General features: G+C 67.2%; 27 protein-coding genes, 1 tRNA gene and 1 pseudogene. 8 read left to right on the top strand and 21 right to left on the bottom strand.

Features of this window, described 5'->3' with window-relative positions; all coding sequences use genetic code 11:
* Both GH681_RS23795 and mobH read left to right on the top strand, forming a co-directional pair.
* Positions 1-319: pseudogene (locus GH681_RS23795) on the top strand (hypothetical protein); the annotation flags it as partial.
* 203 nt (positions 320-522) lie between these two features.
* On the top strand, positions 523-2,367 hold the full coding sequence (mobH, locus tag GH681_RS20470) for a MobH family relaxase (protein ID WP_153163402.1): 1,845 nt from the start codon (positions 523-525) through the stop codon (positions 2,365-2,367).
* A gap of 26 nt (positions 2,368-2,393) precedes the next feature.
* On the opposite strand, the gene GH681_RS20465 is transcribed toward mobH, so the two are convergent.
* Positions 2,394-2,693 (bottom strand): helix-turn-helix domain-containing protein, encoded by a 300-nt coding sequence (locus tag GH681_RS20465; protein ID WP_003282197.1) that lies wholly within the window; start codon positions 2,691-2,693, stop codon positions 2,394-2,396.
* 105 nt (positions 2,694-2,798) lie between these two features.
* On the opposite strand from GH681_RS20465, the gene GH681_RS20460 reads away from it, so the two are divergent.
* Entirely contained in the window at positions 2,799-3,425 is a 627-nt protein-coding gene (locus tag GH681_RS20460) for a LysR substrate-binding domain-containing protein (RefSeq protein WP_153163401.1), read from the top strand.
* A gap of 47 nt (positions 3,426-3,472) precedes the next feature.
* Here the strand turns inward: GH681_RS20460 and GH681_RS20455 are convergent, their stop codons facing one another.
* Positions 3,473-5,326: an integrase arm-type DNA-binding domain-containing protein gene (locus tag GH681_RS20455; protein ID WP_153163400.1), complete on the bottom strand. Its 1,854-nt coding sequence runs from the start codon at positions 5,324-5,326 to the stop codon at positions 3,473-3,475.
* Positions 5,327-5,564: 238 nt separating this feature from the next.
* Positions 5,565-5,638 (bottom strand) — tRNA-Gly (locus GH681_RS20450).
* A gap of 91 nt (positions 5,639-5,729) precedes the next feature.
* On the opposite strand from GH681_RS20450, the gene thiS reads away from it, so the two are divergent.
* From thiS to GH681_RS20430, 4 genes are all read left to right on the top strand, one after another.
* Positions 5,730-5,933: a sulfur carrier protein ThiS gene (thiS, locus tag GH681_RS20445; RefSeq protein WP_153163404.1), complete on the top strand. Its 204-nt coding sequence runs from the start codon at positions 5,730-5,732 to the stop codon at positions 5,931-5,933.
* Between the two features lie 79 nt (positions 5,934-6,012).
* The gene (locus tag GH681_RS20440; RefSeq protein ID WP_153163399.1) at positions 6,013-6,798 is read left to right on the top strand and encodes a thiazole synthase; all 786 of its coding nucleotides are present in this window, start codon (positions 6,013-6,015) and stop codon (positions 6,796-6,798) included.
* Positions 6,799-6,988: 190 nt separating this feature from the next.
* Positions 6,989-7,714 carry a tRNA (guanosine(46)-N7)-methyltransferase TrmB gene (gene trmB / locus GH681_RS20435; protein ID WP_153163398.1) on the top strand — a complete coding sequence of 242 codons (726 nt, stop codon included), beginning with the start codon at positions 6,989-6,991 and terminating at the stop codon, positions 7,712-7,714.
* A 2-nt stretch (positions 7,715-7,716) separates the two neighbouring features.
* Complete coding sequence (locus tag GH681_RS20430) at positions 7,717-7,947, top strand: hypothetical protein (RefSeq protein ID WP_153163397.1); 231 nt, start codon at positions 7,717-7,719, stop codon at positions 7,945-7,947.
* A gap of 15 nt (positions 7,948-7,962) precedes the next feature.
* Here the strand turns inward: GH681_RS20430 and GH681_RS20425 are convergent, their stop codons facing one another.
* Together GH681_RS20425 and GH681_RS20420 are read right to left on the bottom strand one after the other, a co-directional pair.
* Positions 7,963-8,835, bottom strand: coding sequence for a lipid A biosynthesis acyltransferase (locus GH681_RS20425; protein ID WP_153163396.1), 873 nt, complete (start codon positions 8,833-8,835; stop codon positions 7,963-7,965).
* Positions 8,832-9,710, bottom strand: a complete 879-nt coding sequence (locus GH681_RS20420; protein ID WP_153163395.1) for a lysophospholipid acyltransferase family protein — start codon at positions 9,708-9,710, stop codon at positions 8,832-8,834. The genes GH681_RS20425 and GH681_RS20420 overlap by 4 nt, the downstream gene beginning before the upstream one ends.
* A gap of 229 nt (positions 9,711-9,939) precedes the next feature.
* Here GH681_RS20420 and metK point away from each other — a divergent pair, with 229 nt between their 5' ends.
* Positions 9,940-11,106, top strand: coding sequence for a methionine adenosyltransferase (gene metK, locus GH681_RS20415; protein WP_153163394.1), 1,167 nt, complete (start codon positions 9,940-9,942; stop codon positions 11,104-11,106).
* A gap of 72 nt (positions 11,107-11,178) precedes the next feature.
* On the opposite strand, the gene GH681_RS20410 is transcribed toward metK, so the two are convergent.
* The 16 genes from GH681_RS20410 to GH681_RS20335 form a co-directional block, all read right to left on the bottom strand.
* Positions 11,179-12,147: an MBL fold metallo-hydrolase gene (locus tag GH681_RS20410; RefSeq protein WP_153163393.1), complete on the bottom strand. Its 969-nt coding sequence runs from the start codon at positions 12,145-12,147 to the stop codon at positions 11,179-11,181.
* Positions 12,148-12,218: 71 nt separating this feature from the next.
* Positions 12,219-12,536 (bottom strand): cupin domain-containing protein, encoded by a 318-nt coding sequence (locus tag GH681_RS20405; protein ID WP_153163392.1) that lies wholly within the window; start codon positions 12,534-12,536, stop codon positions 12,219-12,221.
* Positions 12,537-12,765: 229 nt separating this feature from the next.
* Positions 12,766-14,004, bottom strand: coding sequence for a c-type cytochrome biogenesis protein CcmI (gene ccmI / locus GH681_RS20400; RefSeq protein ID WP_153163391.1), 1,239 nt, complete (start codon positions 14,002-14,004; stop codon positions 12,766-12,768).
* On the bottom strand, positions 14,001-14,504 hold the full coding sequence (locus GH681_RS20395) for a cytochrome c-type biogenesis protein (RefSeq protein ID WP_153163390.1): 504 nt from the start codon (positions 14,502-14,504) through the stop codon (positions 14,001-14,003). The genes ccmI and GH681_RS20395 overlap by 4 nt, the downstream gene beginning before the upstream one ends.
* Positions 14,501-15,091, bottom strand: a complete 591-nt coding sequence (locus tag GH681_RS20390; protein WP_153163389.1) for a DsbE family thiol:disulfide interchange protein — start codon at positions 15,089-15,091, stop codon at positions 14,501-14,503. Before GH681_RS20390 ends, GH681_RS20395 begins: the two co-directional genes overlap by 4 nt.
* The gene (locus GH681_RS20385) at positions 15,085-17,037 is read right to left on the bottom strand and encodes a heme lyase CcmF/NrfE family subunit (protein ID WP_153163388.1); all 1,953 of its coding nucleotides are present in this window, start codon (positions 17,035-17,037) and stop codon (positions 15,085-15,087) included. Before GH681_RS20385 ends, GH681_RS20390 begins: the two co-directional genes overlap by 7 nt.
* 105 nt (positions 17,038-17,142) lie before the next feature.
* On the bottom strand, positions 17,143-17,583 hold the full coding sequence (gene ccmE, locus GH681_RS20380) for a cytochrome c maturation protein CcmE (protein ID WP_153163387.1): 441 nt from the start codon (positions 17,581-17,583) through the stop codon (positions 17,143-17,145).
* 1 nt (position 17,584) lies between these two features.
* The gene (gene ccmD, locus GH681_RS20375; RefSeq protein WP_153163386.1) at positions 17,585-17,767 is read right to left on the bottom strand and encodes a heme exporter protein CcmD; all 183 of its coding nucleotides are present in this window, start codon (positions 17,765-17,767) and stop codon (positions 17,585-17,587) included.
* The gene (gene ccmC, locus GH681_RS20370) at positions 17,764-18,513 is read right to left on the bottom strand and encodes a heme ABC transporter permease CcmC (protein ID WP_153163385.1); all 750 of its coding nucleotides are present in this window, start codon (positions 18,511-18,513) and stop codon (positions 17,764-17,766) included. The genes ccmD and ccmC overlap by 4 nt, the downstream gene beginning before the upstream one ends.
* A gap of 31 nt (positions 18,514-18,544) precedes the next feature.
* The gene (ccmB, locus tag GH681_RS20365) at positions 18,545-19,210 is read right to left on the bottom strand and encodes a heme exporter protein CcmB (protein WP_153163384.1); all 666 of its coding nucleotides are present in this window, start codon (positions 19,208-19,210) and stop codon (positions 18,545-18,547) included.
* Positions 19,207-19,821 carry a cytochrome c biogenesis heme-transporting ATPase CcmA gene (gene ccmA / locus GH681_RS20360; protein WP_153163383.1) on the bottom strand — a complete coding sequence of 205 codons (615 nt, stop codon included), beginning with the start codon at positions 19,819-19,821 and terminating at the stop codon, positions 19,207-19,209. The genes ccmB and ccmA overlap by 4 nt, the downstream gene beginning before the upstream one ends.
* Positions 19,822-19,915: 94 nt before the next feature.
* A complete protein-coding gene (locus tag GH681_RS20355) occupies positions 19,916-21,997 on the bottom strand; it encodes a PAS domain-containing methyl-accepting chemotaxis protein (RefSeq protein WP_153163382.1) in 2,082 nt (693 codons plus the stop codon).
* A 192-nt stretch (positions 21,998-22,189) separates the two neighbouring features.
* Positions 22,190-22,894, bottom strand: a complete 705-nt coding sequence (locus GH681_RS20350) for a hypothetical protein (RefSeq protein WP_153163381.1) — start codon at positions 22,892-22,894, stop codon at positions 22,190-22,192.
* A 96-nt stretch (positions 22,895-22,990) separates the two neighbouring features.
* Positions 22,991-23,803 (bottom strand): trans-aconitate 2-methyltransferase, encoded by an 813-nt coding sequence (locus tag GH681_RS20345; RefSeq protein ID WP_228112006.1) that lies wholly within the window; start codon positions 23,801-23,803, stop codon positions 22,991-22,993.
* 188 nt (positions 23,804-23,991) lie between these two features.
* Positions 23,992-24,438, bottom strand: a complete 447-nt coding sequence (locus GH681_RS20340) for a DUF3828 domain-containing protein (protein WP_153163380.1) — start codon at positions 24,436-24,438, stop codon at positions 23,992-23,994.
* A gap of 14 nt (positions 24,439-24,452) precedes the next feature.
* Positions 24,453-24,887, bottom strand: coding sequence for a hypothetical protein (locus GH681_RS20335; RefSeq protein WP_228112005.1), 435 nt, complete (start codon positions 24,885-24,887; stop codon positions 24,453-24,455).
* Positions 24,888-24,959 lie beyond the last annotated feature (72 nt).

Here is a 24,959-nt window from a genome sequence, read left to right as displayed (position 1 = left end):
GCGGCCATGCGTTCTGTACTCAGTCACGGGCTCTATCACCCCAGCGCCTACCAAACTGCACGGGCCGGTCTGGCCGCCTCAACGGCGTTCAGACTCTACCGCGCTGGTCTGGTTTAAAGATACAAGCACCGCGCACAAGCAGTTTCTGAGCGGGCTGGCGCGCGCAGAACCGGACTGGTCGCTGGTGCAGTGCCAGCACGCCGCGCAACTGCCGGCACTGCGCTGGAAGCTCGCCAATCTCGAAACCTTCCGCAAGCGCCGTCCCGACGACTTCGCAGCGCAATCCGCCGCCCTCGACACCGGCTTGGGCCAGAGCTGACGAACATCCCGCAGCGCCCCACTTGCCGGGATTGCCCCATGCCGCATTCATCGTGGCACCCGCGCAGCAGCGGCCCTATACCCAAAGGCTTCCGACAAAGGCCAAAGGGCTGAGAAGGGGCAAAGGAAGGGCGCCAAGGGGAAAGGCCCTATCCTGAAAAGGCCAAAAGGCGCCCCTGAGCAGCCCGTCATCCGGGGTTCGCCATGCTCTCGCTGTTCCAGCGCAAACGGGTGCCACCCACCGCCGGCACACCGCCCACCTCCGGCATCGAAACTCCAAAAGGGTCGATGCGGCCGGAGTCGGCCGCATCGCTGCTGGCCACGCCGCGCCGGCAGAAACTGCTGGAACACATCTGGCAGCGCACATCGCTCTCACGCCGACAGTTCGCCACGCTCTACCTCGCCCCACTGGAGCGCTACGCCGAGCTGGTCCAGCAGTTCCCGGCCTCCGAGAACCACCACCACGCCTATCCGGGCGGCATGCTGGACCACGGCCTGGAGATCGTCGCCTATGCGCTGAAGCTGCGGCAGTCATACCTGCTGCCTGCGGGCGTCACGCCGGAGGCACAGGCGGCCCAGGCCGAAGCCTGGACCGCAGGCACGGCCTACGCGGCCTTGCTGCACGACATCGGCAAGATTGCGGTCGATCTGCACGTCGAGCATGCCGACGGCAGCGTCTGGCATCCCTGGCACGGCCCGCTGCGAAAGCCCTACCGCTTCCGTTACCGAAAGGAGCGCGAGTACCGCCTGCACAGCGCCGCCACCGGGCTGCTCTACGTGCGCCTTCTCGATCGGGACATCTTCGACTGGCTCAGCGGCTATCCCGACCTCTGGGCCGCGCTGCTGTACGTGCTGGCCGGCCAGTACGAGCACGCCGGCACGCTCGGCGAACTGGTCGTGCAGGCCGACCAGGCATCGGTCGCCCAGGAACTCGGCGGCGATCCCAGCAAGGCGCTGGCGGCGCCCAAGCATGCGCTGCAACGCAAATTGCTCGACGGCTTGCGCTACCTGCTCAAGGAAGCGTTCAAGCTGAACCAGGCCGGCCCGGCGGACGGTTGGCTGACCCAAGACGCCTTGTGGCTGGTGAGCAAGACCGTCTCCGACAAGCTGCGCGCACATCTGCTGTCGCAGGGCATCGACGGCATTCCGGCGAGCAACACGGCGGTGTTCAACGTGCTGCAGGATCACGGCATCGTGCAACCGACGCCGGATGGCAAGGCGATCTGGAAGGCTACCGTCACCAGCGACGCCGGCTGGTCGCACGCCTTCACCTTCCTGAAACTCTCGCCGGCGATGATCTGGGATGCCGCCGACCGGCCGGCGCCGTTCGCAGGCCGTGTGCAGGTCGAGGAGGAACAGGCGGAGCCGCAGGCGCCGGCGGTGGCCGATGGGCCGCGCGCCGAAGGCATCGAAGCTGCATCCGCGAGCGCGGCGCCGATCGCATCCACAGCCACGGATGCCGGCGTGGCCGCGCTGCTCGACCTGCTGGGCGACACCGCTCCACCCGCGACACCGGAGATCCCGAGTTCCCCTGTTGCCGAGCCCGAGCCGGCCCCTTCGACCATGCCCCCGCCGCAGATGAGCCTCGCGTCTTCCCAGGATCGCGCGGAGCCCTCCGGGGCGCACTTCATGGCCTGGCTGCGTCAGAGCATCCAGACGCGCAAGCTCATCATCAACGACGCCAAGGCCCTGGTGCATACCGTCGCCGGTACGACCTACCTCGTCAGCCCCGGCGTGTTCCAGCGCTACGCGCAGGAGTACCTTCAAGTCGCCGCGCTGGCCAAGCAGGAGAAGCTGGAGGGGTGGCAGTGGGTGCAGAAGCGCTTCGAGAAGTTGGGACAGCACCGCAAGCAGCCGAGCGGGCTGAACATCTGGACCTGCGAAGTCACGGGGCCGCGCAAGTCGCGCCGGCTGCACGGCTACCTGCTCGTCAGCCCGGATGCGCTGTTCCAGGAGACGCCGCCAGACAACCCATACCTGCGGCTCCTCAACGAGGCCGCAAAGCGCGAAGATTCAGCCCTTGGGGCCAAGGACGACGATCAGGCGTAGGCATGCGACCGCTGTGCGGGCCGGCTTCAATCTGCGGATGGGGCCGACTCCGCCAGCTTGGCTTCGGTCAGAGTCATCAAGTGGGCGGAACTGCATTTCAGCGCACGGGCGATCTTGAGGATGAGAGGGAGCGTGGGGACGTGCTCGCCGCGCTCGATCTTGCCCATGTGCGACCGTTCGATGCCGGCCATGTGGGCCAGCGTTTCCTGAGCGATGCCCTGGTTGGTTCTTTCTTCCCGCACGGCAGCCCCAAACGCGATGGCTGGTTCCGCTTCGTAGGTAGTGGTGCCGGTGGGGCGGCCCCTTTGGATCGAACGCTTTGGCATTGCCAAGAGCGTCGAACACGGTCACGATTTAAACCACGTTAAACTTAACTCATCCAACGGCTTCGAGATCAGTTGCCACGAGTTCACCGCCTGGGGGAGCTGGACGTGGAATCGAGTGACATCACCGCCGAAATTCGCATGGCCGTCCTCGGCGAATGGGTGCCTCCCCAGCTCGCCGACGTGCTCGCCCTGCAGCGTGCCGAAGAGCCGGAGACTCATGCCGTCCTGGCCGGCTGGACAGATCCCGATCGAGGCGCGGAGCTGCCGGACGACGGCTTCGACTTCGCCTTGTCTGCGGTTGCCCGGCAGTGGCCTGGCTGGGTATGCGAACCGCTGTGGCATGACACGCTGGCGGTCGCCGTGGCCAAGCGCTCCCACCTGCTGGCCTACCGTGAAGTGCCGTGCGGGGAAGTGCTCAAGCAGCCCTTGATCTGCTCGCAGTCCACGACCGATGAACCATGGCGCATGACCGTGCAGCGTGTGTTCGAAAACGCGCTGCAAGAGCGAGAGCAAACGGTGGAGACATTCGATGTGGCGATGACGCTGGTTGCCGCCGGATACGGGATCGCCATTGCGCCTGCCGCGAGACTGGCGAGCTACCTACGCCGAGGCATCGCCGTGCGGCCGCTGGCCGGCGCACCGACGATCGTGATGGCTTACCTGCTCCGCCGCAACGCTTCCTTGTCGGACACCCAGGCAAGATTCGCCCGCCGCGCGCGCTTGGTGTCCTGACAGACGTGCGGGGATCGCGGTTTCGCCACGATCCCGCATTCCTGCTGCTAGGCGACTCCGACTCGCGGCGGGGTCCATTCGCTTTCCTTCACGGCTGTGCTCACTGCCATGACGAGCTTGTCGAGATTGCCGGCCGTCACGCCCTCCAGTGCCGAATGCCCCCGCAGCATCGAGCGCGGTTGCAGCAGTGCATGGTAGATCTGCCAAGGGTCCGCACCCCTGGTCAGCTTGAGGACGGACTGGATCAGCTCGTGCTTGAGTGGGTCGAGGTGCCAGTCCGGCACCCGCTGGCCGCGGTTGCCCACGTTCAACGCCAGCAAGTTGCCGGCCTTGATCTCGTAGCTGATCCACCTGCGGGACTTGCCCGCCATCTTGGCAAACGCCGCGACGGGAAGGTTGTGCGGCGCTTCGAAGACATCGAACAGCTCCATCCTCTCGCGCTGAATGTCCGAAGGCACCAGCGGCGCGGCCGATCGAGGGGGCGGAACCGCCGGTAGCCGATGTGCGGCGGCAGAAACCAACGGCATGGCGTCACCCGGCTTCGTCACGAGCAGGATTGGCGAAGCGGCAACCGGCGTGGAGGGTGCGCTTGCGGTTTGCTCATTCGGGAACGCGGGCACGCCTTCCAGATGCACGGTGAGCGGCATGCTGGCCGCCTCGACCTGGTTCTGCTCGAAGAGGTCGAGCCGATCGGCCCAGTCCTGCATCATGCGGCGACGCTGCTCCACGTACTCGGCATGGTTGTAGGTCGCGCTGACCTTGTTGGGATCGACATGCGAGAGCTGTGCATCCACCCAGACCTTCGGGTAGCCGATCTCGTTGAGCGCAGTGGACATCGTGCCGCGGATGCCGTGTCCGGTCAGGCGTTCCTGATAGCCCATGCGCTTGAGGGCACCATTGAGCGTGTTCTCGCTGATGCGCTTCTTCAAGTCGCTGTCGTGCCGGAACAGGTAGCGCTGGGCCGGCTTGAACTCATCCAGCAGGTGCCGGACGATCTCCATGGCCTGAATCGACAAAGGCACGATGTAGGGCGGGATGTCCTTCGGCTGCTGCCGCTTCTTGCGCATATCCAACTGGAGTTGCTTCACGACGTCGGGCGGGATGATCCACAACCCACGGTCCAGATCGAATTGATCCGGCATCGCCTGTCGCAGCTCGCCGGTTCGCACGCCGGTCAGCAGCAACAGCCGCAGCCCGAGCTGGGTCTGCCGCCTGCCGCGATAGCTGCGCAGCCGCTGCAACAGCGTCGGCAGCTCGGCCATGCGCAGGAACGGGTTGTGGTTGACGGGTGGCAGCGGCAGCGCCACCACATCGAGATCGGAGGCAGGGTTCTGCTCCAGGCCCGGCACGATCACCAGCGCGTAGCGGAACAGTTGGTTGAACCACGTCCTGACTTTCTCGGCGACGGAGAGCGCCCTGCGCTTCTCGATCTTGGCAATCACCTCCAAGAGGTCGGGACGCTTGATCTCATAGACCGACCGCTTGCCCAAGGCGGGCAGCACATCCTTGTCGAAGATGCGCGGAAGTATCGAAAGGGTCGTCTGCCGGCCTTCCTTGAGGCTGAGCCCGCGATGCTTGAGCCACTTGCGATACACCGCCTCGAAGGTGTTTTCGTCGGCGAGCCGGACAGCAGTGCGCTTCTGCTTGCGGTGAACGCGAGGATTGGTGCCTTTGGCTAGCAGGGCACGCGCTTCGTCGCGTAGGCTGCGGGCCTCGCGAAGCGTCACCTCCGGGTAGGTGCCGAGCGACATCCGCTTCTGCTTGCCCGCCCAGTAGTAGCGGAAGTGCCAAGTCCTGCCCCCTGCAGCCGTGACGGCCAGGGAGAGGCCATCCAAGTCAGGGAGGGTGTATGCCTTGCCTGTTGCCTTGGCCTGTCGAACGGCCAGGTCTGAGAGTGCCATGCTCTTGCTCCTGAACATGAGTCAGGAACCAGATGCTGGTCACGTCGACCTCGCCCCTCCATCAACAATCCGGAATCAGCTGCGCCCGCAAAAATGGACTTGTTTGTGGACTTAAAAGTCCCGGCTGTAGGCGGATCGCAGTGGACCACGGCAGAACGTCAAAGAGAGGAAAAGTCCTTGTGCGGCAACGACTTGCAGACTCTCTTGGACTTCTGCGGAAGTCCTCAGAATGATGCAGTGGAGCGGGCGATGGGAATCGAACCCACGGCATCAGCTTGGGAAGCTGAGGTATTACCATTATACGACGCCCGCTCGTGAGCCCGGGATTGTACGCATCGGCGCGGGCGAGGGCAACGGGGGGCGTGGTAAACTCGCGCCCATGACGACCCACACCACGACTTCCCTGCTGTCCCTCAAGATCAATGGCGAGGCCCGTTCGCTGGCGGCGCCGGCCACGGTGGCTGCGCTCCTCGACGAGATGGGGCTTACCGGCAAGCGGCTGGCGGTGGAGCGGAACGGCGAGATCGTGCCCAAGGGCCTGCACGGCAGCACCCAGCTCGCCGATGGCGATGCGCTCGAGATCGTCGTGGCGGTGGGTGGCGGTTGAGGCCGAGGGCCGTTTTCTGGCGGGCTGTCCGGCCCACTCCTGTTGTTTCCCGATCTGATTTGATGAGGCTGGCGCTTCGATGGACGATTTGCTGACGATTGCAGGCAAGAGCTATTCCTCCCGGCTGCTGGTGGGTACCGGCAAGTACAAGGATTTCGCGCAGACCCGCGAGGCCGTGGACGCGAGCGGGGCGCAGATCGTCACCGTGGCGATCCGCCGCACCAACATCGGGCAGGACCCGAACGCCCCGAGCCTGCTCGACGCGCTGCCCCCTTCGCGCTTCACCTACCTGCCCAACACGGCGGGCTGTTACACCGCCGATGACGCGGTGCGCACCCTGCGCCTCGCCCGCGAGCTGCTGGACGACCACCGGCTGGTGAAGCTTGAAGTGCTGGGCGATCCGCACACCCTGTTCCCCAACATGCCCGAAACCCTCAAGGCCGCCGAGGTGCTGGTGAAGGAGGGCTTCGAGGTGATGGTTTACTGTTCCGACGATCCCATCCAGGCCAAGATGCTGGAAGACATCGGCTGCGTGGCGGTGATGCCGCTCGCCTCGCTGATCGGCTCAGGCATGGGCGTGCTCAACCCCTGGAACGTCCAGCTGGTGCGCGACGCCGTGAAGGTGCCGGTGCTGCTGGACGCGGGCGTAGGCACCGCGTCGGACGCCGCCATCGCCATGGAGCTGGGCTGCGACGGCGTGCTGATGAACACCGCCATCGCCCTGGCGAACGATCCGGTGAAGATGGCCGGCGCCATGAAGAAGGGCGTCGAGGCGGGCCGCGAGGCTTTCCTCGCCGGCCGCATGCCCCGCAAGTACTACACCGCCAGCCCGAGCTCGCCGACCACCGGGATGATCGGCAGCTGACGCGGGAGCGCGATTGATCGACGGCGCGCTGCGGCGCGCCGTTTTCCTTGAATCAACCTGTAGGTCGGGTATTGGCCCGACATCCGCCTACCCTGTAGGTCGGACTTCAGTCCGACAGATCGCGTTGATCTCGCCGACGGATGTCGGACTGAAGTCCGACCTACAGGGATCACCACAAGCCTTGACCGCCATGAGCGACGAACAGCAACTCATCCAGTCCGACGACGAGCCGCAGGGCGGCAGCCGTCTCACCTCCCAGTCGATCCGCAGCTTCGTGCTGCGCCAGGGCCGCATGTCGGATGCCCAGCATCGCTTCCTCGACGAGATGATGCCGAAGGTGGGCGTGCAGTACCGGCCCGAACCCATCGACCTGGCCGACGTCTTCGGCCGCAAGGCGCCCCAGATCGTCGAGATCGGCTTCGGCATGGGCCAATCCACCGCGGTGATCGCCCAGGCCCGGCAGGGGGATGACTTCCTCGGCATCGAGGTGCACGCGCCCGGCGTGGGCAGCCTGTGCAAGCTGATCGACGAGGGCGGCATCACCAACCTGCGCATCGTCCAGCACGACGCGGTCGAGGTGCTGCGCGACATGATCCCGGAAGGCTCGCTCGCCGGCGTGCACATCTACTTCCCCGATCCCTGGCCCAAGAAGCGCCACCACAAGCGCCGGCTGGTGCAGGGGCCCTTCGTCAAGCTGATCGCCAGCCGCCTCGCCCCCGGCGGCTACCTGCACTGCGCGACCGACTGGGAGGAATACGCCCAGCAGATGCTCGAGGTGCTCGGGGCCGAGCCGCTGCTCGCCAACACCGCCGAGGGCTACGCGCCCAAGCCGGATTACCGCCCGCTCACCAAGTTCGAGAACCGCGGCATCAAGCTCGGCCACGGGGTGTGGGATCTGGTCTTCAAGCGGGTGTGACGATGGCCCTCAAGCGACTGCCGGCGGGCGCCTGGCTGATGGGGATTCCGGGCCTGGCGTGCCTGATCGCCGGGCTGTTGCTGCTGGCTGGCTTTGGCGAGGGGCTGCACCCGCTGCTGCAGGAATCCGGCGCTGGGCTGGTGCTGGTTGTATCGGGCGTGGCGCTGGTGGGGAGCGCGGCGTTTCCGCTGGTGCTGGCGGAGCTTGCCGCGAAGGATGGCCAGGACGGCTGAAGCCGTCACGGCCGTTCAGTAGATCTTCGGCTCGCCCGGCGGGCGGGTCTTGAAGCGGCGATGCACCCAGTAATACTGGGCCGGCATCGTGCGCACCTGGTCTTCGATGCAGGCGTTCATCCGGCGCACGTCGGCGTCCACGTCGGTGGTGGGGAAGTCGCTCCACGGTTCGCCCAGCTCCACCACGTAGCCCTGGCCGCCCGGCAGCATGCGGGTGATGCAGGGCATCACCACCGCGCCACCCAGCTTGGTGAGGCGCGGTAAAGCAGACAGCGTCGCCGCCGGCACGCCGAAGAACGGCACGAAGATGGATTCGTGCGGCCCGTTGTCCATGTCCGGCAGGTAGTAGAACGGCCGGATCTCCTTCATCGCCTTAATCGACGCCCGCACGCTCTCGTCCCGGCGCAGCAGCACCTGGCTGCCGAAGCGGCTGCGGCCGTGGTACAGCCAGTGGTCGATCACCGGGTCTTTCTGGCGGGCGTAGATGCTCACGCAGTCGAAGGACATGGCCATCCGCGTGCCGCCCAGATCCAGCCCCAGGAAGTGCGGCGTGAGCAGGATCACCGGCTGGCGGGCTTCCACCAGTTTCTTCAACCGATCTTCGCCGTCGATGCGGATCAGCTTGCGCAGGCGGGCTTCAGGGGCGAACCAGGCCAGCCCGCGCTCGATCATGCTGCGCCCGGCCAGCGCGAAGTGTTCCTTCGCCAGGGCCTTGCGTTCGGCTTCGGAAAGCTCGGGAAAGCACAGCCGCAGGTTGGTGAGGGTGACCTTGCGGCGGGCCGGGATCACCCAGTAAAGCAGCAGCCCGAGGCCGCGGCCGATGGGGGCCTGGACCGACAGCGGCAGCCAGTGGAGCAGCCACAGCAGGGCAACGAGGATTCGACTCATGGTTGGTTTTGAACTGGCGTGGAGGTGGGGGCCGGCGCGCCGTCTTTCGGGCGCTTGTAGCGGTTGTAGCCCCACAGGTATTGGGCGGGATTCTCGCGGATCTGGGCTTCCATCTCGCGGTTGATGGCGGCGGCGCGGGTTTCGGTGTCGCCTTCGAGGGGCGCGAGGGGCGGGCGCAGGCGCAAGTGGAAGCCCTCGCCGCCTGGCAGGCGCTCGGCCCAGGCGAAGATCGTGGACACGCCGGCCACCTCGGACATCCGCGCGGCCAGCGTCATGGTGTAGGCCGGGCGGCCGAAGAAGGGCAGCCAGGCGCCTTCTCCGGCGCCGGGCACCTGGTCGGGCAGCATGCCCACGGCTTCCTTGGCGCGCAGGGCCTTGATGAGCCGGCGCACGCCGCCAACGTCGGCCGGCGCCAGGTGCATGTTGCCGCGGCTGCGGCCGGCGTTGATGACGGGCTGCAGCACGGCCTTCTTGGGCGCGCGGTAGAGCACGGTGATCGGCCGGTGGGTCGAGAAGTACTGGGCGGTGATCTCGAAGCAGCCCAGGTGCGGCGTGATGAACAGGATGCCGCCGCCGCGGGCCTCGGCGGCCTCGACGTGCTCCCAGCCAGTCACGCGGACGACCTTGGCGACGAGTTCGTCCTGGGGGCGCAGCAGCATCCACGGCAGCTCCAGCGCCTGCTTGCCGGTTTCGCCCACGGCGCGGCGCCACACCCGGTCGGCGTCGGCCTTGCCCAGGGCGTGTTCGAGGTTGGCGCGCAGGCGCCGTCGGTAGGTGGGCGACAGGGCGTAGGTCAGCCAGCCGGCGAAAACGCCCAGTTTTTGCAGCGTGCCCAGGGGCAGGCCGGCGAAGAAGGAGAAGATCAGCGACGCCATCGGCAGTGCGGGACGGGTGTGTAGGGAATCGGCTTAATTGACGGCCGGGGGCGCAAAGTTATAATTGTGATTCCGCCGAGTTAATCCGACAACTTGCAGGGCGGAGGAGGTCCACGGCAACGCCGTGTCCCGGGCCAAAAAAATACTGCTAAAGCGTCGCCGCTCAGACGAATCCCCAGAGACGGCAACGGCGCCAGTCCCGGGGATTTTGTTTTTCTAGGAGTGCCTCATGGCCAAAGAATACCTGTTTACCTCGGAATCCGTCTCCGAAGGCCACCCGGACAAGGTTGCCGACCAGATCTCCGACGCCGTCCTCGACGCCATCCTGGCCCAGGACCCGCGCGGCCGCGTGGCCTGCGAGACCCTGGTGTCAACCGGCCTCGTCGTGATCTCCGGCGAGATCACCACCAAGGCCGACATCAACTACATGGACATCGCCCGCGAGACGGTCAAGCGCATCGGCTACGACGATTCCGACATCGGCTTCGACTATAAGAGCTGCGCGGTGCTCACCGCGATCAACCGCCAGTCCTCCGACATCGCCCAGGGCGTGAATGAAGGCGAGGGCCTCGACCTCGACCAGGGCGCCGGCGACCAGGGCCTGATGTTCGGCTACGCGTGCAACGAGACGCCCAGCCTGATGCCCTTCCCGATCTACTACGCCCACCGCATCATGCAGCGCCAGGCCGAAGTGCGTAAGGACGGCCGCCTGCCGTGGCTGCGCCCGGATGCCAAGAGCCAGCTCACCGTGCGCTATGTGGATGGCAAGCCGGTGGCGATCGACACCGTGGTGGTGTCCACCCAGCATCACCCGGACATCGCCCACACCGCGCTCTCCGAGGCGGTGATCGAGGAAGTCATCAAGCCGGTGCTGCCGAAGGACATGCTCACCGCCGACACCCGCTACCTCATCAACCCCACCGGCCGGTTCGTGATCGGCGGCCCGAACGGCGACTGCGGCCTCACAGGGCGCAAGATCATCGTCGATACCTACGGCGGCGCGGCCCACCACGGTGGTGGCGCGTTCTCGGGCAAGGATCCGTCCAAAGTGGACCGTTCCGCCGCCTACGCCGGCCGCTACGTGGCGAAGAACATCGTCGCCGCCGGCCTCGCCGATCGCTGCGAGGTGCAGGTGGCCTACGCCATCGGCGTGGCCCAGCCGGTGAGCCTGATGGTCGAGACCTTCGGCACCGGCAAGGTGTCGGACGAGAAGATCGTCGAGCTGGTGCGTCGCCACTTCGACCTGCGTCCGAAGGGCATCATCGCCAGCCTCAACCTGCTGCGCCCGATTTACTCGCGCACTGCCGCATACGGCCACTTCGGCCGTGACGAGGTGGACTTCACCTGGGAAACCACCGACAAGGCCGCAGCCTTGCGCGCCGACGCGGGGCTGTAAGCCGCGCCGGTTTTCGGCACCAGCAAAAAGGGCGACCCGCGGGTCGCCCTTTTGTTTGCAGCGATGCCGCGCTTACTTGTCGGTGCGGATCGGGCTGTATTCCACCGGCACCCAGGCGTAAGCCTTGCCTTCGGCGCGTACGTGGCCGATGCCCGGGAAGGGCAGGTGCATGCCGGAGACCAGCAGCTTCTCCTTCGCGGCCCAGGCGAAGAGTTTCTTGCGGGCGGCGATGGCGGCTTTCTTGTCGCTGTCGAACTCGATGGCGACTTCCGGGTGGGTGAACTGCACCGCGTGGGCGTGCACCGCGTCGCCGAGGATCAGCAGGCGCTGGCCGCCGGATTCGACGATGTAGCTGGTGTGGCCCGGCGTGTGGCCGTTGGAGGGCACGGCCTTCACGCTGCCGAAGTCGGCTTCGCCGGTGAAGGTCTTGTACTTGCCGAGGGCCTGGTAGGGCGCCACCGATTTGCGGGCGAGCTCGAAGAAGGGCTTGAAGTCCTTGGGCGCGGCGGCGGCGTTGGCTTCGGACAGCCAGAAGTCGCTCTCGGACTTGGCCACGTGGATCTCGGCGTTGGGGAACAGCGGCTTGCCGTCGGCGTCGAGGACGCCGGCCACGTGGTCGGCGTGGAGGTGGGTGAGGAGCACCACGTCCACCTTGTCCGGGCTGTAGCCGGCGGCGCGGAGCTGCTCGCCGATGAAGCCGAGGGTCGGGCCGAAGGCCTTGGCTGCGCCGGCATCCACGAGGATCAGCTTGCCGCCGGCGTTGATCAGGTAGGCGTTGACGGCGGTCTGGACCTTCTCGCCGGCGATGAACTGTCTGGCGAGCAGCTTCTGCACTTCGGCCTTGCTGGCGCCCAGCAGCAGGTTGGCGCCGAGATCCACGTAGCCGTCGTAGAGGGCGGTGATCTCAAGCGTGCCGAGGGCCATGCGGTAGTAGCCGGGCACCTGGGTGCCGATGGCCGGCGCTTCGGCCTGGGCAGCGGAAAAGGGGAGGAAGCTGGCGCCCAGGGCAAAGGCCAGGGCGGTGAGACTGCGTCGGATCATGGGGCGTTCTCCTGTGGGGGAAGGACAGGAGAATACGACAATCGGCCGGGATCTGTGTTGGGAGCCAGGCGTCAGCGGGCGACGTGCACCGCGAGCCACACGGTGTCGGGCCCGGTGGCGGCGACCCGGTGCCGGCAGCCGGCGGGGATCAGCAGCCAGTCGCCGGGGGCGAGCCGCTCGCGGCGGCCGTCATCGAATTCCAGTTCGGCAGAGCCCTGGGCGAGCATCACCCATTCGTCCTCGGCCTGGTCGTACCAGAAGCCGGGCGGGCTGGCGTGGCGGTGCGAGACGATGCGCTCGATGCGCACGTGAGGGCTGGCGAAGAGGGTGTCAAAGCGCTCTTCCGGGCCCGGTGGCGGGAGCGGCGAGAGGAGATTTTCGCGGGACATTGGGGAAAAATGGGCGCCGGGATGGATCTCTGTGGGTATTGGGGGGTGTTTTCTGTTTTTACCCCGGCGCGCCAAGTGCAGCTAGATCGCCTGACCTGCCCTCAGGAAGCAGTTTTGTCAGACGTCGGACCATCGTACGGCAGCGCTGCCGCGGCGCCAATTGTTTATTGCGATGCTCGGTATAGGCTGCGACTATTTATCGCGGCCGGCAGCCTGTACCGGGCCGAAATTACGGCACGACGCGGTCGATGCGCAGCCGGATGCCGCTGGCGCCGGCTTTCTCCGGGCCGACTTCGCCGGACAGGTCGCCCGGCGCGGCAATGGCGTTGCCGCTCTTGGAAACGCGGGCTTCGATGCGCAGCTCGCCGGCGGAGGAGAGCTTGAAGTCGGGGCTCATGGCCATGCTGTCGTCGAGGGTGAAATCCACCGGCAGGTCGGCCACCTTGGCCCGGACCACCGCCAGGGGCATCCGCGGGCCCTGGGCGGCGCGGGCAAAGATGAACACCACGTCGTCGGGGCTGGCCTTGGCTTTGAGTTCCGGGGCCAGCTCGACCTTGCCGCTGACCTTGCTGGCGGCGGGCACGTCGGCCTTGGCTGCCTTTGCGGGCTTCTCGGCTGCACGGGCGGGGGCGCCGGCGCCCATCAGGCTGCGGGCCTTCTCGATGCCGGCGGTGAGGTTCTGGGCGTCCTGGGAATCGGGCGGGACCATCGCCAGCAGCTTCTCCCAGTGCTTGATGGCGTCGGCGTAGCGCTGGCGCGAATAGGCGTCGTAGCCGGCGAGCACCAGCGCCTGCGGGTTGTCGGGCTGGTCGGCGAGCACCTTCAGCAGCAGTTCGCGGCCCTTGCCTTCGATCTTGCCGTTGTTGAGTTCGGCGGAGAGGTCGGCGAGTTCGAGCATCAGCTCGGGGTTGGTTTCCATCGCCGGGCCGGCCTTTTCGAAGGCCTTGGCGGCGTCGTCGAAGCGGCCCATCACCTTGTAGCTGCGGCCCAGCATCACCCAGCCTTCGGGGTTGTCGGGGTTCTGTTCGAGCTTGGTGGCGAGGGTGGCGACCATCTTCTCGACTTCGGCGGCACTGGGCTCGGTGGCCTGTTGGGAGGCGGCCGGGTCGAGGGCGGCGGGGTTGCCGAGGGCGAAATACAGCGCAACGGCGGCCAGCGGCACGCTGACGGCGAGGCCCAGCGCGGTGCGCGGCAGGCGGCGCGGGGCCTCCGTCGGGGCGGCGGGGTCACCGGCCACGTCTTCGAGGACGCGGCGCTCGATCTCGCTGCGGGCGCTGGCGTAGTCGGCCTGGGAGAGGGCGCCGCTGGCGAGATCCCGGTCGAGTTCGGCCAGCTGGTCGCGGTAGATGGCGGTGTTGATGGCCTGGCGGGAGGCGTGGGCGGCGGCCTTGTGGCGCAGCAGCGGCCAGCACAGCACGGCGAGGACGAGGGCGGTGAGCAGCCCGGCGGCAATCCAGAAGGCGGTCATGCGTCGTTCTTCGGGCGTTGGGAGGAGTCGGTGCCGAGGAGGGCTTCGGCGGCGGCGCGCTGGTCGGCGGTCAGGTCGGGGGCATCAACCTTGCCGGCACGCCGGCGCAGGTAGGCGATGAGGCCGACGGCGCCACCGGCGAGCAGCGCGAAGGGGCCGAACCACAGGAGCCAGGTGGTGGGCTTGACCGGCGGGCGGTAGAGCACGAAGTCGCCGTAGCGGGCGACGAGGTAGTCGCGGATGTCGGCGTCGGACTTGCCCTGGTGGATGAGCTTGCGGACTTCCTCGCGCAGGTCGTTGGCGAGCTCGGCGCGGGAGGCGGCGAGGCTTTCGTTCTGGCAGACGAGGCAGCGGAGTTCTTCGGAGATGGTGACGAGGCGGGCCTCGACCACCGGGTCTTCGGCCATCGGCGTGGCGTCGGCGGCGTGGAGGTTGAGGCTGGCGGCGAGGAGCAGGCCGGCGAGGGGCGCGAGCAGGCGGCGGGTCATGGCGTTCGTCATTCGGCGGCCAGCTGCTTGGCGAGCGGCAGGATCTTCTGGCTCAGGGCTTCGGGGGTGATCGGGCCGATCTGCTTGAAGCGGATCACGCCTTTCTTGTCGATCAGATAGGTTTCGGGCACGCCATACACGCCGTAGTCGATGCCGACCCGGCCGTCCATGTCGAGCACCGACAGCAGGTACGGGTTGCCGTGCTGGGCGAGCCAGGCGCCGGCGCGCTGGCGGGTGAGGGCGAGTTCCTGCTCCGGGGCGAGCTTCTTGGCGTCGAGACCACCGTCGCCGCGCACTTCCTTGTAGTTGAGCCCGACCACCGGCAGCTTGCCGTCCTTGGCGAAGGCCACCAGCAGCGGGTGCTCGGCGCGGCACGACACGCACCACGAGGCCCATACGTTGAGCAGCCACACCTGGCCGCGCATGTCGGCGGGGGAGAATTCCTTGGCCGGATCGGCCAGCGTGACGAGGCGGAATTCGGGCGCCGGCTTGCCGACCAGCGGCGAGGGCACCTCGTGGGGATCACGGTTGAGGCCGATGGCGAGGAACACGATCAGCACCAGGAAGATGCCGAGGGGGATCAGGAAACGTTTCACGATGCGGCTCCGGGGGCGAGCTTGGTGGCGGCGCGGGCGGCCGACTTGAGGCGGTAGCGGCGGTCGCTGGCGGCGAAGATGCCGCCCAGGGCCATCAGCACGGCGCCGGCCCAGATCCAGCTGACGAAGGGTTTGTAATACACGCGCACGCTCCAGGCGCCGTCGTCACCTTCGAGCGGGTCGCCCAGCGAGACGTAGATGTCACGCGTGAGGCCCGGGTCGATGAAGGCTTCGGTCATCGGCATGGCGGAGGAGAGGTACTTGCGCTTCTCGGGATGCAGCGGCATCACCAGCTGGCCGTCCTTGAGGAGCTCCAGGTTGCCGCGGGCGGCGGTGTAGTTGGGGCCGGGTGCGCCTTCGACGCCCAGGAAGCGGATCGTGTAGCTGCCCGCCGCGACGGTGTCGCCGGGGGCCATGCGCACGTCGCGCTCGGTTTCGTAGTGCTTGACCATCACGATGCCGACCACGGTGACCGCGATGCCCACGTGGGCCAGGTGCATGCCCCAGAACGACCGCGGCGGCATGCCGGACTTGGCCCGGGCGAGGATCTGCAGCACCGACGAGCCGACGATCCACACCGCCAGGCCGATGCCCAGCGCCACGCCGGCGCTCCAGTTGCCGGCCACGAAGGGCAGGCCGACGCCGGCCACCACGGCCAGCGCGAAGGCGGCCCGCAGGGGGCGGATGATGTCGGCGATATTGGCCTGCTTCCAGCGCGCAACGGGGCCGACGGCCATCAGGAACAGCACCGGCACCATCAGCGGGGCGAACACCGCGTTGAAATACGGGGGGCCGACCGACAGCTTGCCCAGGTTGAGGGCGTCGATCACCAGCGGGTAGAGCGTGCCCAGCAGCACCGCACCGGCGGCGCACAGGAGCAGCAGGTTGTTGATCAGCAGCATGGTCTCCCGCGACACCAGCGCGAAGGCGCCGCCCAGGCTGACCTTGGGCGCCCGCCAGGCAAACAGGGTGAGGGACGAGCCGACCACCACCGCCAGGAACAGCAGGATGAACACCCCGCGCTTCGGGTCGGTGGCGAATGCGTGCACCGAGCTGAGCACGCCGGAGCGGACCAGGAAAGTGCCCAGCAGCGACAGGGAGAACGCGCCGATGGCCAGCAGCACCGTCCAGTTCTTGAAGCTGCCGCGCTTTTCGGTGACCGCCAGGGAGTGGATCAGCGCGGTGCCCACCAGCCAGGGCATGAAGGAGGCGTTCTCGACCGGATCCCAGAACCACCAGCCACCCCAGCCCAGCTCGTAGTAGGCCCAGATCGAGCCGAGGCCGATGCCGAGGGTGAGGAAGACCCACGCGGCGGTGGTCCACGGCCGCGACCAGCGCGCCCAGGCGGCATCCAGCCGGCCCGACAGCAGCGCCGCGATGGCGAAGGCGAAGGCCACCGAGAAGCCCACGTAGCCCATGTAGAGCATCGGCGGATGGAAGATCAGGCCCGGGTCCTGGAGCAGCGGGTTGAGGTCACGGCCGTCGTCGGCGCCGGGCAAGAGGCGCTCGAAGGGGCTGGAGGTGGTGAGGATGAACAGGATGAAGCCGGCGGCGACGAGGCCAAGCACGCCCTCGACCCGCGCCACCATGTCGTCCGGCAGGCTGCGGGAGAAGGCCGCCACGGCCAGCGCCCACAGGGACAGCATCAGCACCCACAGCAGCAGCGAGCCCTCGTGGCCGCCCCACACGCCGGCGATGCGGTACTCGATCGGCAGGCGCGAGTTGGAGTGCTGGGCAACATACAGCACCGAGAAATCATTGTTGATGAAGCTGGCGGTGAGGCAGCCGAAGGCCACCGCGATGAGCAGGAACAGGGTGGCCGACGCGGGCCGCGCCAGCTGCACCCATGCCGCCACGCCCCGCTGGGCGCCGACGAGGGGCAATGTTCCCTGCACGAGGGCCACCAGCAGGGCCAGGACGAGGGCAAAGGAGCCGATTTCGGGGATCATGGTTTCTCCGGGGAGGAGGTACGAGTAAGGGGTGATGCGGTGACCAGGCGAATCGGGAGCGTACGAGGCTTGAGGCCGGCCTCCTCACTCGTTACCCTTCACTCTTCACTGCTTTAAGGTTCGGGAGGCCTCGTGGGCCTTGTCCACCGCGGCCTTGGCCTCGGGCGGCATGTAGTTCTCGTCGTGCTTGGCGAGCACTTCGGTGGCGGTGAACTGGCCGTCCGGCCCCAGGCTGCCCTGGGCGACCACGCCTTTGCCCTCGGAGAAGAGGTCCGGCAGGATGCCCTTGTAGGTGACGGGGATCTCCTTGGCGGTGTCGGTGACCACGAAGCGGGCGGTGATGTCGGTGCGCTGGAGGCTGCCCTCCTTCACCAGCCCGCCGACGCGAAAGGCGCGGCCCTTTGGGGCCTCGCCGCCGGCCACCTGGGTAGGCGTGAAGAAGAACACCAGATTGCTCTGGAAGGCGTTGAGGACGAGGGCCGCGGCGATGCCGAGGGCGGCCAGGCCGCCGACGATGATGGCGAAGCGTTTGTGACGTGGTTTCATCTCAGTCTTGATCGTTGCGGTCGGCCGCAAGTTCCCGGCGCAGGGCACGGCGGGTGTCGGCGACCCGCTTTCGGGCGAGCAGGGTTTCAATCAGCAGGGCGGCGGCGGTCACGCCGAAACTGCCCCACACGTAGAGGCCGTAGCCTCCCATGGCGAAGAATTCGCTGGCGCTGCCCCAGTTCATCGCTGCATCTCCGGCAGTTCGGCCACCCAGGTGGTGTGGCGTTCCCGTTCGAGGATGATGGCCCGCACCCGGTAGAGCGCGATGGCGATGCTGTACATCCAGAAGGCCAGGGCCATCAGCAGCATGCCCCACAGCATGGTGGTGGCCATGGTGGGCGCCTTGGTGAGGGACACCGACGCGCCCTGGTGCAGGGTGTTCCACCACTTCACCGAGAAATAGATGATCGGCACATTGACCACGCCCACCAGCGCCACGATGGCTCCGGCCTTGTCGGCCCGGCGCGGGTCGTCGATGGCGGCGGTGAGGGCGATGTAGCCGATGTACAGGAAGAACAGGATCAGCTCCGACGTGAGCCGCGCATCCCACACCCACCAGGCGCCCCACATGGGCTTGCCCCACAGGGCGCCGGTCCACAGGGAGATGAAGGCGAACAGCGCGCCGGTGGGCGCCAGGGCCGAGCTCATCATGCCCGACAGGCGGGTGTTGAAGGTGATGCCGATGGCGGCCCAGAAGGCCATCACGCAGTAGATGAACATGGACATCCACGAGGCCGGCACGTGGATGAAGATGATGCGGTAGCCCTCGCCCTGCTGGAAATCGGTGGGGGCGACGAAGAAGCTGATCCACAGCCCGGCGGCGCAGAAGGCCGTGGCGAGGGCGGCGAACCAGGGCCAGGCCTTGCCGGCGAGGGGATAGAAGCTGGCCGGCGAGGCGAACTTGAACCAGTTGATGAAGCGCTGACTCATGGGGATGAATCCGAAAAAGGGTGTGGCGGCGCTATTCGAGGGCGATGCGCAGGGCGGCGGTGGCGGCCCACGGGGCAAAGAACACGCCGAGCGCCAAGAGGGCGCCCAGCAGCGACAGGTGTCCGCCCACGCCGAGCCCGGCCATGTCGGCCTCGACCGCGCCGGCCCCGAAGATCAGGGCCGGAATATACAGGGGTAGCACCAGCAGCGACAGCAGCACGCCGCCACCGCGCAGGCCCAGGGTGAGGGCCGCGCCGATCGCCCCGATGAGGGACAGGATCGGCGTGCCCAGCAGCAGCGACAGCATCAGGATGCCCAGCGAGCGGGCGGAGAGATCGAACTGGATGCCCAGCACCGGCGCCAGCAGCACCAGCGGCAGGCCGGCGGTGAGCCAGTGGGCGAGGGTCTTGCCGGCCACCAGCAGGGCCAGCGGCGTGGGCGACAGGGCCATCTGCTCCAGCGTACCGTCGGCGTGGTCGGCGGCGAACAGGCGGTTGAGGGACAGCATCGCCGCCAGCAGCGCCGCCACCCACAGCACGCCGGGCGCGATGCGGCGCAGGAGCGCGGTCTCGGGCCCGATGCCGAGGGGGAACAGGCTGACCACGATCATGAAGAAGAACAGCGCGGTGAACACCTCGCTCTTGCGGCGGGCGGCCAGCAGCAGGTCGCGGCGGACGATGGCGAAGAAAGCGCTCATGCGCCCAGCCTCAGGCTGGAGGGCGTGCCGCCGAGCTGCACCGCCTGGTGGCTGGTGAACAGCAGCATGCCGCCCCGGGACAGGTGCTCGTCGAGGATCTCGCACAGCTGGCTGACGGCGGCCACGTCGAGGGCCACGAAGGGCTCGTCGAGGATCCACAGCCGGGCCTGGCTGCACAGCAGGCGGGCCAGCGCCACGCGGCGCTTCTGGCCCTGGGAGAGCACCCGGGTGGGCAGGTCTTCGCGGCCCTTCAGGCCGATCCGGCGCAGGGCGGTGAGGGCGGTGTGCTCATCCAGCGGACGGCCGGCCACGGCGGCGGCGGTCTGGAGGTTCTCGAGGGCGGAGAGGTCGTCCTTGATGGACGGGGCGTGGCCCAGGTAGAGCAGGCGGGCGTGGTACTCGTCGCGCACCTGGGCGACGGGCTGGCCGTCCCATTCGATGCGTCCGTCCGCCGCCGGCGCCAGCCCCGCGACGATGCGCAGCAGGCTGGTCTTGCCGGCCCCGTTGGGGCCTTCCACCTGCAGCCACTGGCCCGGGGCGACGGCGAAGTCCACAGCGGAAAACAGACGGCGGTCGCCGCGATCGCAGGCAAGACCGTGGGCAGTGAGCATCGGAGGGTTTGAGAGTCGGAGTCGGCGCATTCTGCCCGACCGACCCGGGCGGGTAAACCGGCTCGACCCTCCCTTTCCATGCCCGTTGGCTGGCTCAGGTGCGGAACTGGGCGGCGAGGGCCTGCAGCTTGCTGGCGAGGTGGCCGATCTGGCGGGCTTCGGTGGCCGACTGGCGGGCCATGTCGGCGTCCACTTCGGCGTTCTCGGCCACGGTTTCCATCTGATCGGCGATGTGGCGGGTGGTGGTGCTGCTCTCGGTGAGGGCCGCGCCGATCTGGTGCATGGCTTCGCCAGCCTGGACGACGGAGGTCTCGACCGAGGCTGCCACGTCACCGGCGTGCAGGGCGTCGCGGGCGCCGGTTGCCACCTGGCTGCTGCCGGCGGCCACATCGCTGGCCACCGCGTCGCTCACCGACTGGATGCGCTGGATCACCGCGGCGATCTCCTGGGTGGAGCTGCCGGTGCGCTCGGCCAGTTTGCGCACCTCGTCGGCGACCACCGCGAAGCCGCGGCCCTGTTCGCCGGCCCTGGCTGCTTCGATGGCGGCGTTGAGGGCGAGGAGGTTGGTCTGATCGGAGATCTCGCGGATCACCTTGACCACCCGGCTGATCTCGGCCGACATGTCGGCCAGTTCGCCGATGCGGGATTCGGTGCTGGCCACCGCGCGGGCAGCGTTGCCGATGGTCTCGGCGGCGCCGCGGCTGATGGTGGCGCTGTCGCGGGTGGTGGTGATGGCGTGCTCGGCGGCGCCGAGGGCCTCGCGGGCGTTCTCGCTCATCGCGTCGCTGGCGACCGACAGCTCCTCGACCGCCGCGGCGATGGTGGAGATGGCGGACGACTGGGTGGTGGTGGCGTCGACGGTGGCCTCGCTGGCGCTGGCCAGGCGGGCGCTGGAGTCGGCCAGCTCGCGGGCGCTCTGCTGGATCAGGCTGATCGCCTCGTGGAGGCGGTTCTTGAGTATGGCCACGTGGGTGAGGATCTCGCCGATCTCGTCGCGGCTGCCCGGGCAGATGGGCAGGGACAGCCGCCCGCCGGCCACGGCGGAGACCATCTCGCGGGCGCGGGCGGCCTGGCGGGCGGTGCGGGCCAGCAGGCCGGCGCCGAGGATCAGGCCAAGCACCACGGCGCCCAGCCCAAGGCCCAGGCTGCGCCGGATGCCGGCGTCGGATGCTTCCTTCAGCTCGGCCAGCAGGTGAGGCGAGGCTTCGTCGAGGCGCTTGATCTCGGCCAGCAGGAGGTCACGCATCTCCCGCCATTTCGGGGTTTCCTCCTTGTTGAGCATCGCCCGGGCGTCTTCGCCCTGGCCATTCTTGACGAGGGCGAACAGCCGGTCGTGGATCTGCCGCTGCTCGCGGCGCAGATCCTGGATGCGCGCCGGCAGGCCCGACGTGAAGGTCTGCTCGTCGAGGCTGCGCGCCTTGCCGGCCACACTTTCGAAGGCCTCGGCAGCCTTGGTGTAGTTCTCGTAGGCCTTGGGGTTGGCCGGGTCGAGCATGGCGTTGCGCAGGGCCTGACCCATCTGCAGGCCCTGGGCGTACATGCTGTAGAAGTCCACCCGGCGGGCGCCGTCGTGGGCGATGTGCGCCTGATAGCGGGCCTCGATCTGGCGGGCCGAGCGCTGGCTGTCGGCCAGGGTGGCGGCGAGCAGGACCATCACGATGACCATCACCCCGAGCAGGCGGCGGCCGATGGGCATGTTGTCGATCCGCGCCATGCCCCGCTCGATGACGCCGGCCACGCCGGTACGGCGCACCTTGCCCTCGTGGAGCCGGATCGACGGATCGCGCTGCATGCGCTGGTAGAGCGCCTCGGCGGCCTGCACCTCGCCGGCCGCCGGCTTGACCCGCACTGACATGAAGCCGCCGTCGGGCTTGGGCGTGATGGCGGCGCGAACCCAGTAGAAGTCGCCGTTCTTGCAGCGGTTCTTGACCAGCCCGGACCACGGCCGGCCGCGCTTGAGGGTGACCCACAGGTCGCGGAAGGCCTCGCCGGGCATGTCCGGGTGGCGGACGATGTTGTGGGACTGGCCGATCAGTTCGTCGCTGGAAAAGCCGCTGATCGCCACGAAGTCGTCGTTGACGAAGTTGATCCGGCCGGCATCGTCGGTGTGCGAGATGATGGCGATGTCGTCGCCGAAAGTCTGTTCCTTGCCGGTAACTGGCCCGTTGTTACGCATCTGATGAGTCTCCCCGTCGCCCTGGCGTGTGTCGCCTTGTTGACTGCTATTTCGGCGGGACGGAAGAAAACCTCAGTAAGTCTGTGGTTATTTTTTGTACAGGGGCGCAAGTGCGCTGCGGCCTTGTGCCGGCGGGCGGACAAAATGAAACGGCCCTCCGGGATGGGAGGGCAGTGGCGAGGAAGGGCGGGTTCAGTGCCGGGCGGTGCTGGCGTAGCCTTCGGGCATGACCGCCGCCGGTGGCACGGAGACTGCCGGGGCGTCGCGGCGGGCGCGCTGTTCGGCGTCCGCTTCGCCGATCTCGAGGATCTCCATCACCTGCCGGGCCAGGCTGCGGCAGGCGTTGCCGAGGTTGGAGGGCAGGCTGTCGGGGATCTGCTTCTGCAGCAGCAGCTTGGATGCGGACAGGCTGGCCACCGGGTGGAGCAGGCGGTCGCGGTATTCGCCGAGGAGCTGGGCCACGCTGCGGTCGGCGGCGTCCCGCTGCCAGGCGTTGGTGGGCCACTGGGACGGCAGGGCGTAGGCGTGGGGGAAGGTCTGCAGGTCACCGAGGGTGGTGCGCAGGTCTTCGTGGGAATCGCGGAAGGGCACGATCACGATGTCGGAGAGGCTGTCGAGCAGGCGATCCACCTCGGCCCGGTTGCCGCCGCCGTCGATCACGCCGACCCAGCCTTCCATGGTGCGCAGCTTGGTGACGATCTTCTGGAGTGCCTCGGGGGTGCGTCCGTCGGCGGTCACGTAGCGGCGGCCGTCGGGCGAGAGCGGTTCGCGGTGGGTGTCGGTGAGGACGCAGGCCGAACGCTGGCCCAGCAGGCCGAGGCCCTGGCACAGCATGTGGGACAGGGTCGTCTTGCCGGTGCCGCCCTTGTTGCCGATGACGCAGATGATGCGGGACATGGTTGAAATCCTCTCGCTGAACGCAAGGCGCGATGACGCCATTATTCCTTGCTTAACGGCAGCACGAGAGGCGGAATTGAGGGGGGATTCGGCCGCTTATCGGCGCCCAAAAGCGTTTGACGCCAAGGGCTTGGGCGTCGGCTCGGGGCCGGCGGGGCGGTAGCAGTAGAGCCGCGTGTGGCGGCTGTCGGGCACTTCGATCACCTGTTCCGGATCGACGCCCTCGACCGGGAAGCTGTTGCTCACCAGCAGCGCGCCGGGGCGCAGTTCGGCGCGGGCCTTGTCCCACACCGCGTTCATCGGCACCGGCGACAGGAAGGCATACACCAGATCGTAGTCGCCCCAGGGCATCTTGAAGAAGTCGCCCCGGGCCAGCGCGATGTTGTGCTGGTGGCGGGCCAGGATGCGCGACAGCAGGTAGGGCGCGGGGGCGGATTCGACACCTTCGCAGCGGCAATCGGGCCGCAGCCGGGCCAGCGGGCGCAGCAGCGAGCCGGTGCCGCTGCCCAGATCGAGCACCGACGGCGGTCGATCCCGGCGCAGCAGGCTGGTCACCGCTTCGGCGGTGCGCGGGTTGGAGAGGAACAGCGGCACCTGGGTGCGGAAGCTGCTCCAGTAGATCAGCGCAAACATCACAAAGGCCGCCAGATACCAGCCCGGGGCGATCTGCAGGGCCAGGGCGCCGGCCACCACCGGCATGAAGCCCAGGTGGATCCAGCGCCACCAGCGGGCGCTGCGCAGCAGTGTGGCGATGCCCGCGGCGGCGACGGCCTGGACGGTGACCACCGGCCACGCGCCGGGCGGCAGCAGCCCGGCCCGGCCCGCCGCGTAGGCAACAGCCACCCCGCCCAGCTGGGCCAGCAGGGCCTTGAGGGCGGGCGGCAGGGCGAAGGGTGGCAAATGGAGCATAGACGGGCATCGTGCGTGTTGCTCGGGGTGGGCGAACGGGCTGGTTGGTGCTCCGTTGCAGTTTGCGCGGAGATGGTGATCTGCCGGAAAAACTGCATCCGTATCGAACCCGCTCCTGTTCGTCCTTGGGAGGTAACCTTTGCTGCTGACCTCGGGTCAGTTGATTGCGCTTACGCTTGAAACGAGATTCAAGGTGAACTCGATACACTGACCATGTCGATTTTCCACTCTCCCCCCTCTTTTACCGCGATCACCCTGAGTTTGTAGAGTTCGCCCCCCTCCCCGAGTTGCACACGGAGCTGAGCGCGCTTCGCAGATTCAGATATAGGAATTACGGCAATGTACTTTATCCAGCTGTCAAGATAGTCTTGGGCTTGGATGAAATAGTCGTTATCCATGCCATCCGGACTGTTGAATTGCCTATTAAGTTTTCGAAGGCGGGCTGATGAGACGTAACGTTTTAGATCAGTCCCTTCAGACAGGGACGGGGGATCGTCTGCGGCAATGCGCCCCAGATACCATCCATAAAACTCTGCCACTTGCCCTTTGGCATCGGCAAATGCCACGGATGAGCAAGAACCCACCAGCATCCAAATCAGAGATAGGCGCAATAGTGCCACTGCGACGGGGCGCATACTCTTCTTCCCGTTCAGGCCAAACTATGATCGACCGCATACACCGGCGCAAAAATAAAAGTCTGCTCAGACTGCGATCCATACCTATAGATCGTCACTGGCGGCTTGATTTTTCTGTAGGTTGGGCCGGGATAGTAGCCGTGATTCTGCTTGAAGTCAGAAATCCATATCTTCCCGTTGAACATCGCCATATGCCCATGGGGGTGCCCCTTGATCGGCTGAATGATGGCGACGTCACCTGCTTTGAAAAGAGACACATCAGGCGAAAGCGTTGTGAAGCCGACTGCTAACAGGCTCGAACCGTAATCCTTGGCTGAGATATGTCTTTTAAGTACAATCCCGCCAGCCTCGATGGCGATACGTGTGTATTCCGCACATCGGCCCAGGCTATGATCCTTTGCCCGGCCATTCAGCATCTTCACCGCATCCTCAACGTTCCACGCACTCATTTCAAGACCTCCCAGGTCGTCAAGAGATAACAACAGGCTTAGGCTCGTCGTCGCCTTAATTGTGCTGTTTAT

It is taken from the genome of Zoogloea sp. 1C4, from assembly GCF_009469605.1.
Classification (GTDB): Bacteria; Pseudomonadota; Gammaproteobacteria; order Burkholderiales; family Rhodocyclaceae; genus Zoogloea; species Zoogloea oryzae.
This window is presented reverse-complemented; position numbering and strand designations above follow the sequence as displayed.

Coding starts and splice junctions, on each gene's coding strand:
- GH681_RS20340 (WP_153163380.1), bottom strand. CDS start 24,438: ATGCGCCCCGTCGCAGTGGCACTATTGCGCCTATCTCTGATTTGGATG.
- GH681_RS20420 (WP_153163395.1), bottom strand. CDS start 9,710: ATGGCGTCGCTGATCTTCTCCTTCTTCGCCGGCCTGCCCCTGGGCACG.
- ccmB (WP_153163384.1), bottom strand. CDS start 19,210: ATGAGCGCTTTCTTCGCCATCGTCCGCCGCGACCTGCTGCTGGCCGCC.
- ccmC (WP_153163385.1), bottom strand. CDS start 18,513: ATGAGTCAGCGCTTCATCAACTGGTTCAAGTTCGCCTCGCCGGCCAGC.
- GH681_RS20405 (WP_153163392.1), bottom strand. CDS start 12,536: ATGTCCCGCGAAAATCTCCTCTCGCCGCTCCCGCCACCGGGCCCGGAA.
- ccmE (WP_153163387.1), bottom strand. CDS start 17,583: ATGAAACCACGTCACAAACGCTTCGCCATCATCGTCGGCGGCCTGGCC.
- metK (WP_153163394.1), top strand. CDS start 9,940: ATGGCCAAAGAATACCTGTTTACCTCGGAATCCGTCTCCGAAGGCCAC.
- mobH (WP_153163402.1), top strand. CDS start 523: ATGCTCTCGCTGTTCCAGCGCAAACGGGTGCCACCCACCGCCGGCACA.
- ccmI (WP_153163391.1), bottom strand. CDS start 14,004: ATGACCGCCTTCTGGATTGCCGCCGGGCTGCTCACCGCCCTCGTCCTC.
- GH681_RS20350 (WP_153163381.1), bottom strand. CDS start 22,894: ATGTCCCGCATCATCTGCGTCATCGGCAACAAGGGCGGCACCGGCAAG.
- GH681_RS20395 (WP_153163390.1), bottom strand. CDS start 14,504: ATGACGAACGCCATGACCCGCCGCCTGCTCGCGCCCCTCGCCGGCCTG.
- GH681_RS20385 (WP_153163388.1), bottom strand. CDS start 17,037: ATGATCCCCGAAATCGGCTCCTTTGCCCTCGTCCTGGCCCTGCTGGTG.
- GH681_RS20410 (WP_153163393.1), bottom strand. CDS start 12,147: ATGATCCGACGCAGTCTCACCGCCCTGGCCTTTGCCCTGGGCGCCAGC.
- GH681_RS20455 (WP_153163400.1), bottom strand. CDS start 5,326: ATGGCACTCTCAGACCTGGCCGTTCGACAGGCCAAGGCAACAGGCAAG.
- ccmD (WP_153163386.1), bottom strand. CDS start 17,767: ATGAACTGGGGCAGCGCCAGCGAATTCTTCGCCATGGGAGGCTACGGC.
- GH681_RS20430 (WP_153163397.1), top strand. CDS start 7,717: ATGGCCCTCAAGCGACTGCCGGCGGGCGCCTGGCTGATGGGGATTCCG.
- GH681_RS20345 (WP_228112006.1), bottom strand. CDS start 23,803: ATGCTCCATTTGCCACCCTTCGCCCTGCCGCCCGCCCTCAAGGCCCTG.
- GH681_RS20440 (WP_153163399.1), top strand. CDS start 6,013: ATGGACGATTTGCTGACGATTGCAGGCAAGAGCTATTCCTCCCGGCTG.
- GH681_RS20465 (WP_003282197.1), bottom strand. CDS start 2,693: ATGCCAAAGCGTTCGATCCAAAGGGGCCGCCCCACCGGCACCACTACC.
- trmB (WP_153163398.1), top strand. CDS start 6,989: ATGAGCGACGAACAGCAACTCATCCAGTCCGACGACGAGCCGCAGGGC.
- GH681_RS20355 (WP_153163382.1), bottom strand. CDS start 21,997: ATGCGTAACAACGGGCCAGTTACCGGCAAGGAACAGACTTTCGGCGAC.
- ccmA (WP_153163383.1), bottom strand. CDS start 19,821: ATGCTCACTGCCCACGGTCTTGCCTGCGATCGCGGCGACCGCCGTCTG.
- GH681_RS20425 (WP_153163396.1), bottom strand. CDS start 8,835: ATGAGTCGAATCCTCGTTGCCCTGCTGTGGCTGCTCCACTGGCTGCCG.
- GH681_RS20335 (WP_228112005.1), bottom strand. CDS start 24,887: ATGAGTGCGTGGAACGTTGAGGATGCGGTGAAGATGCTGAATGGCCGG.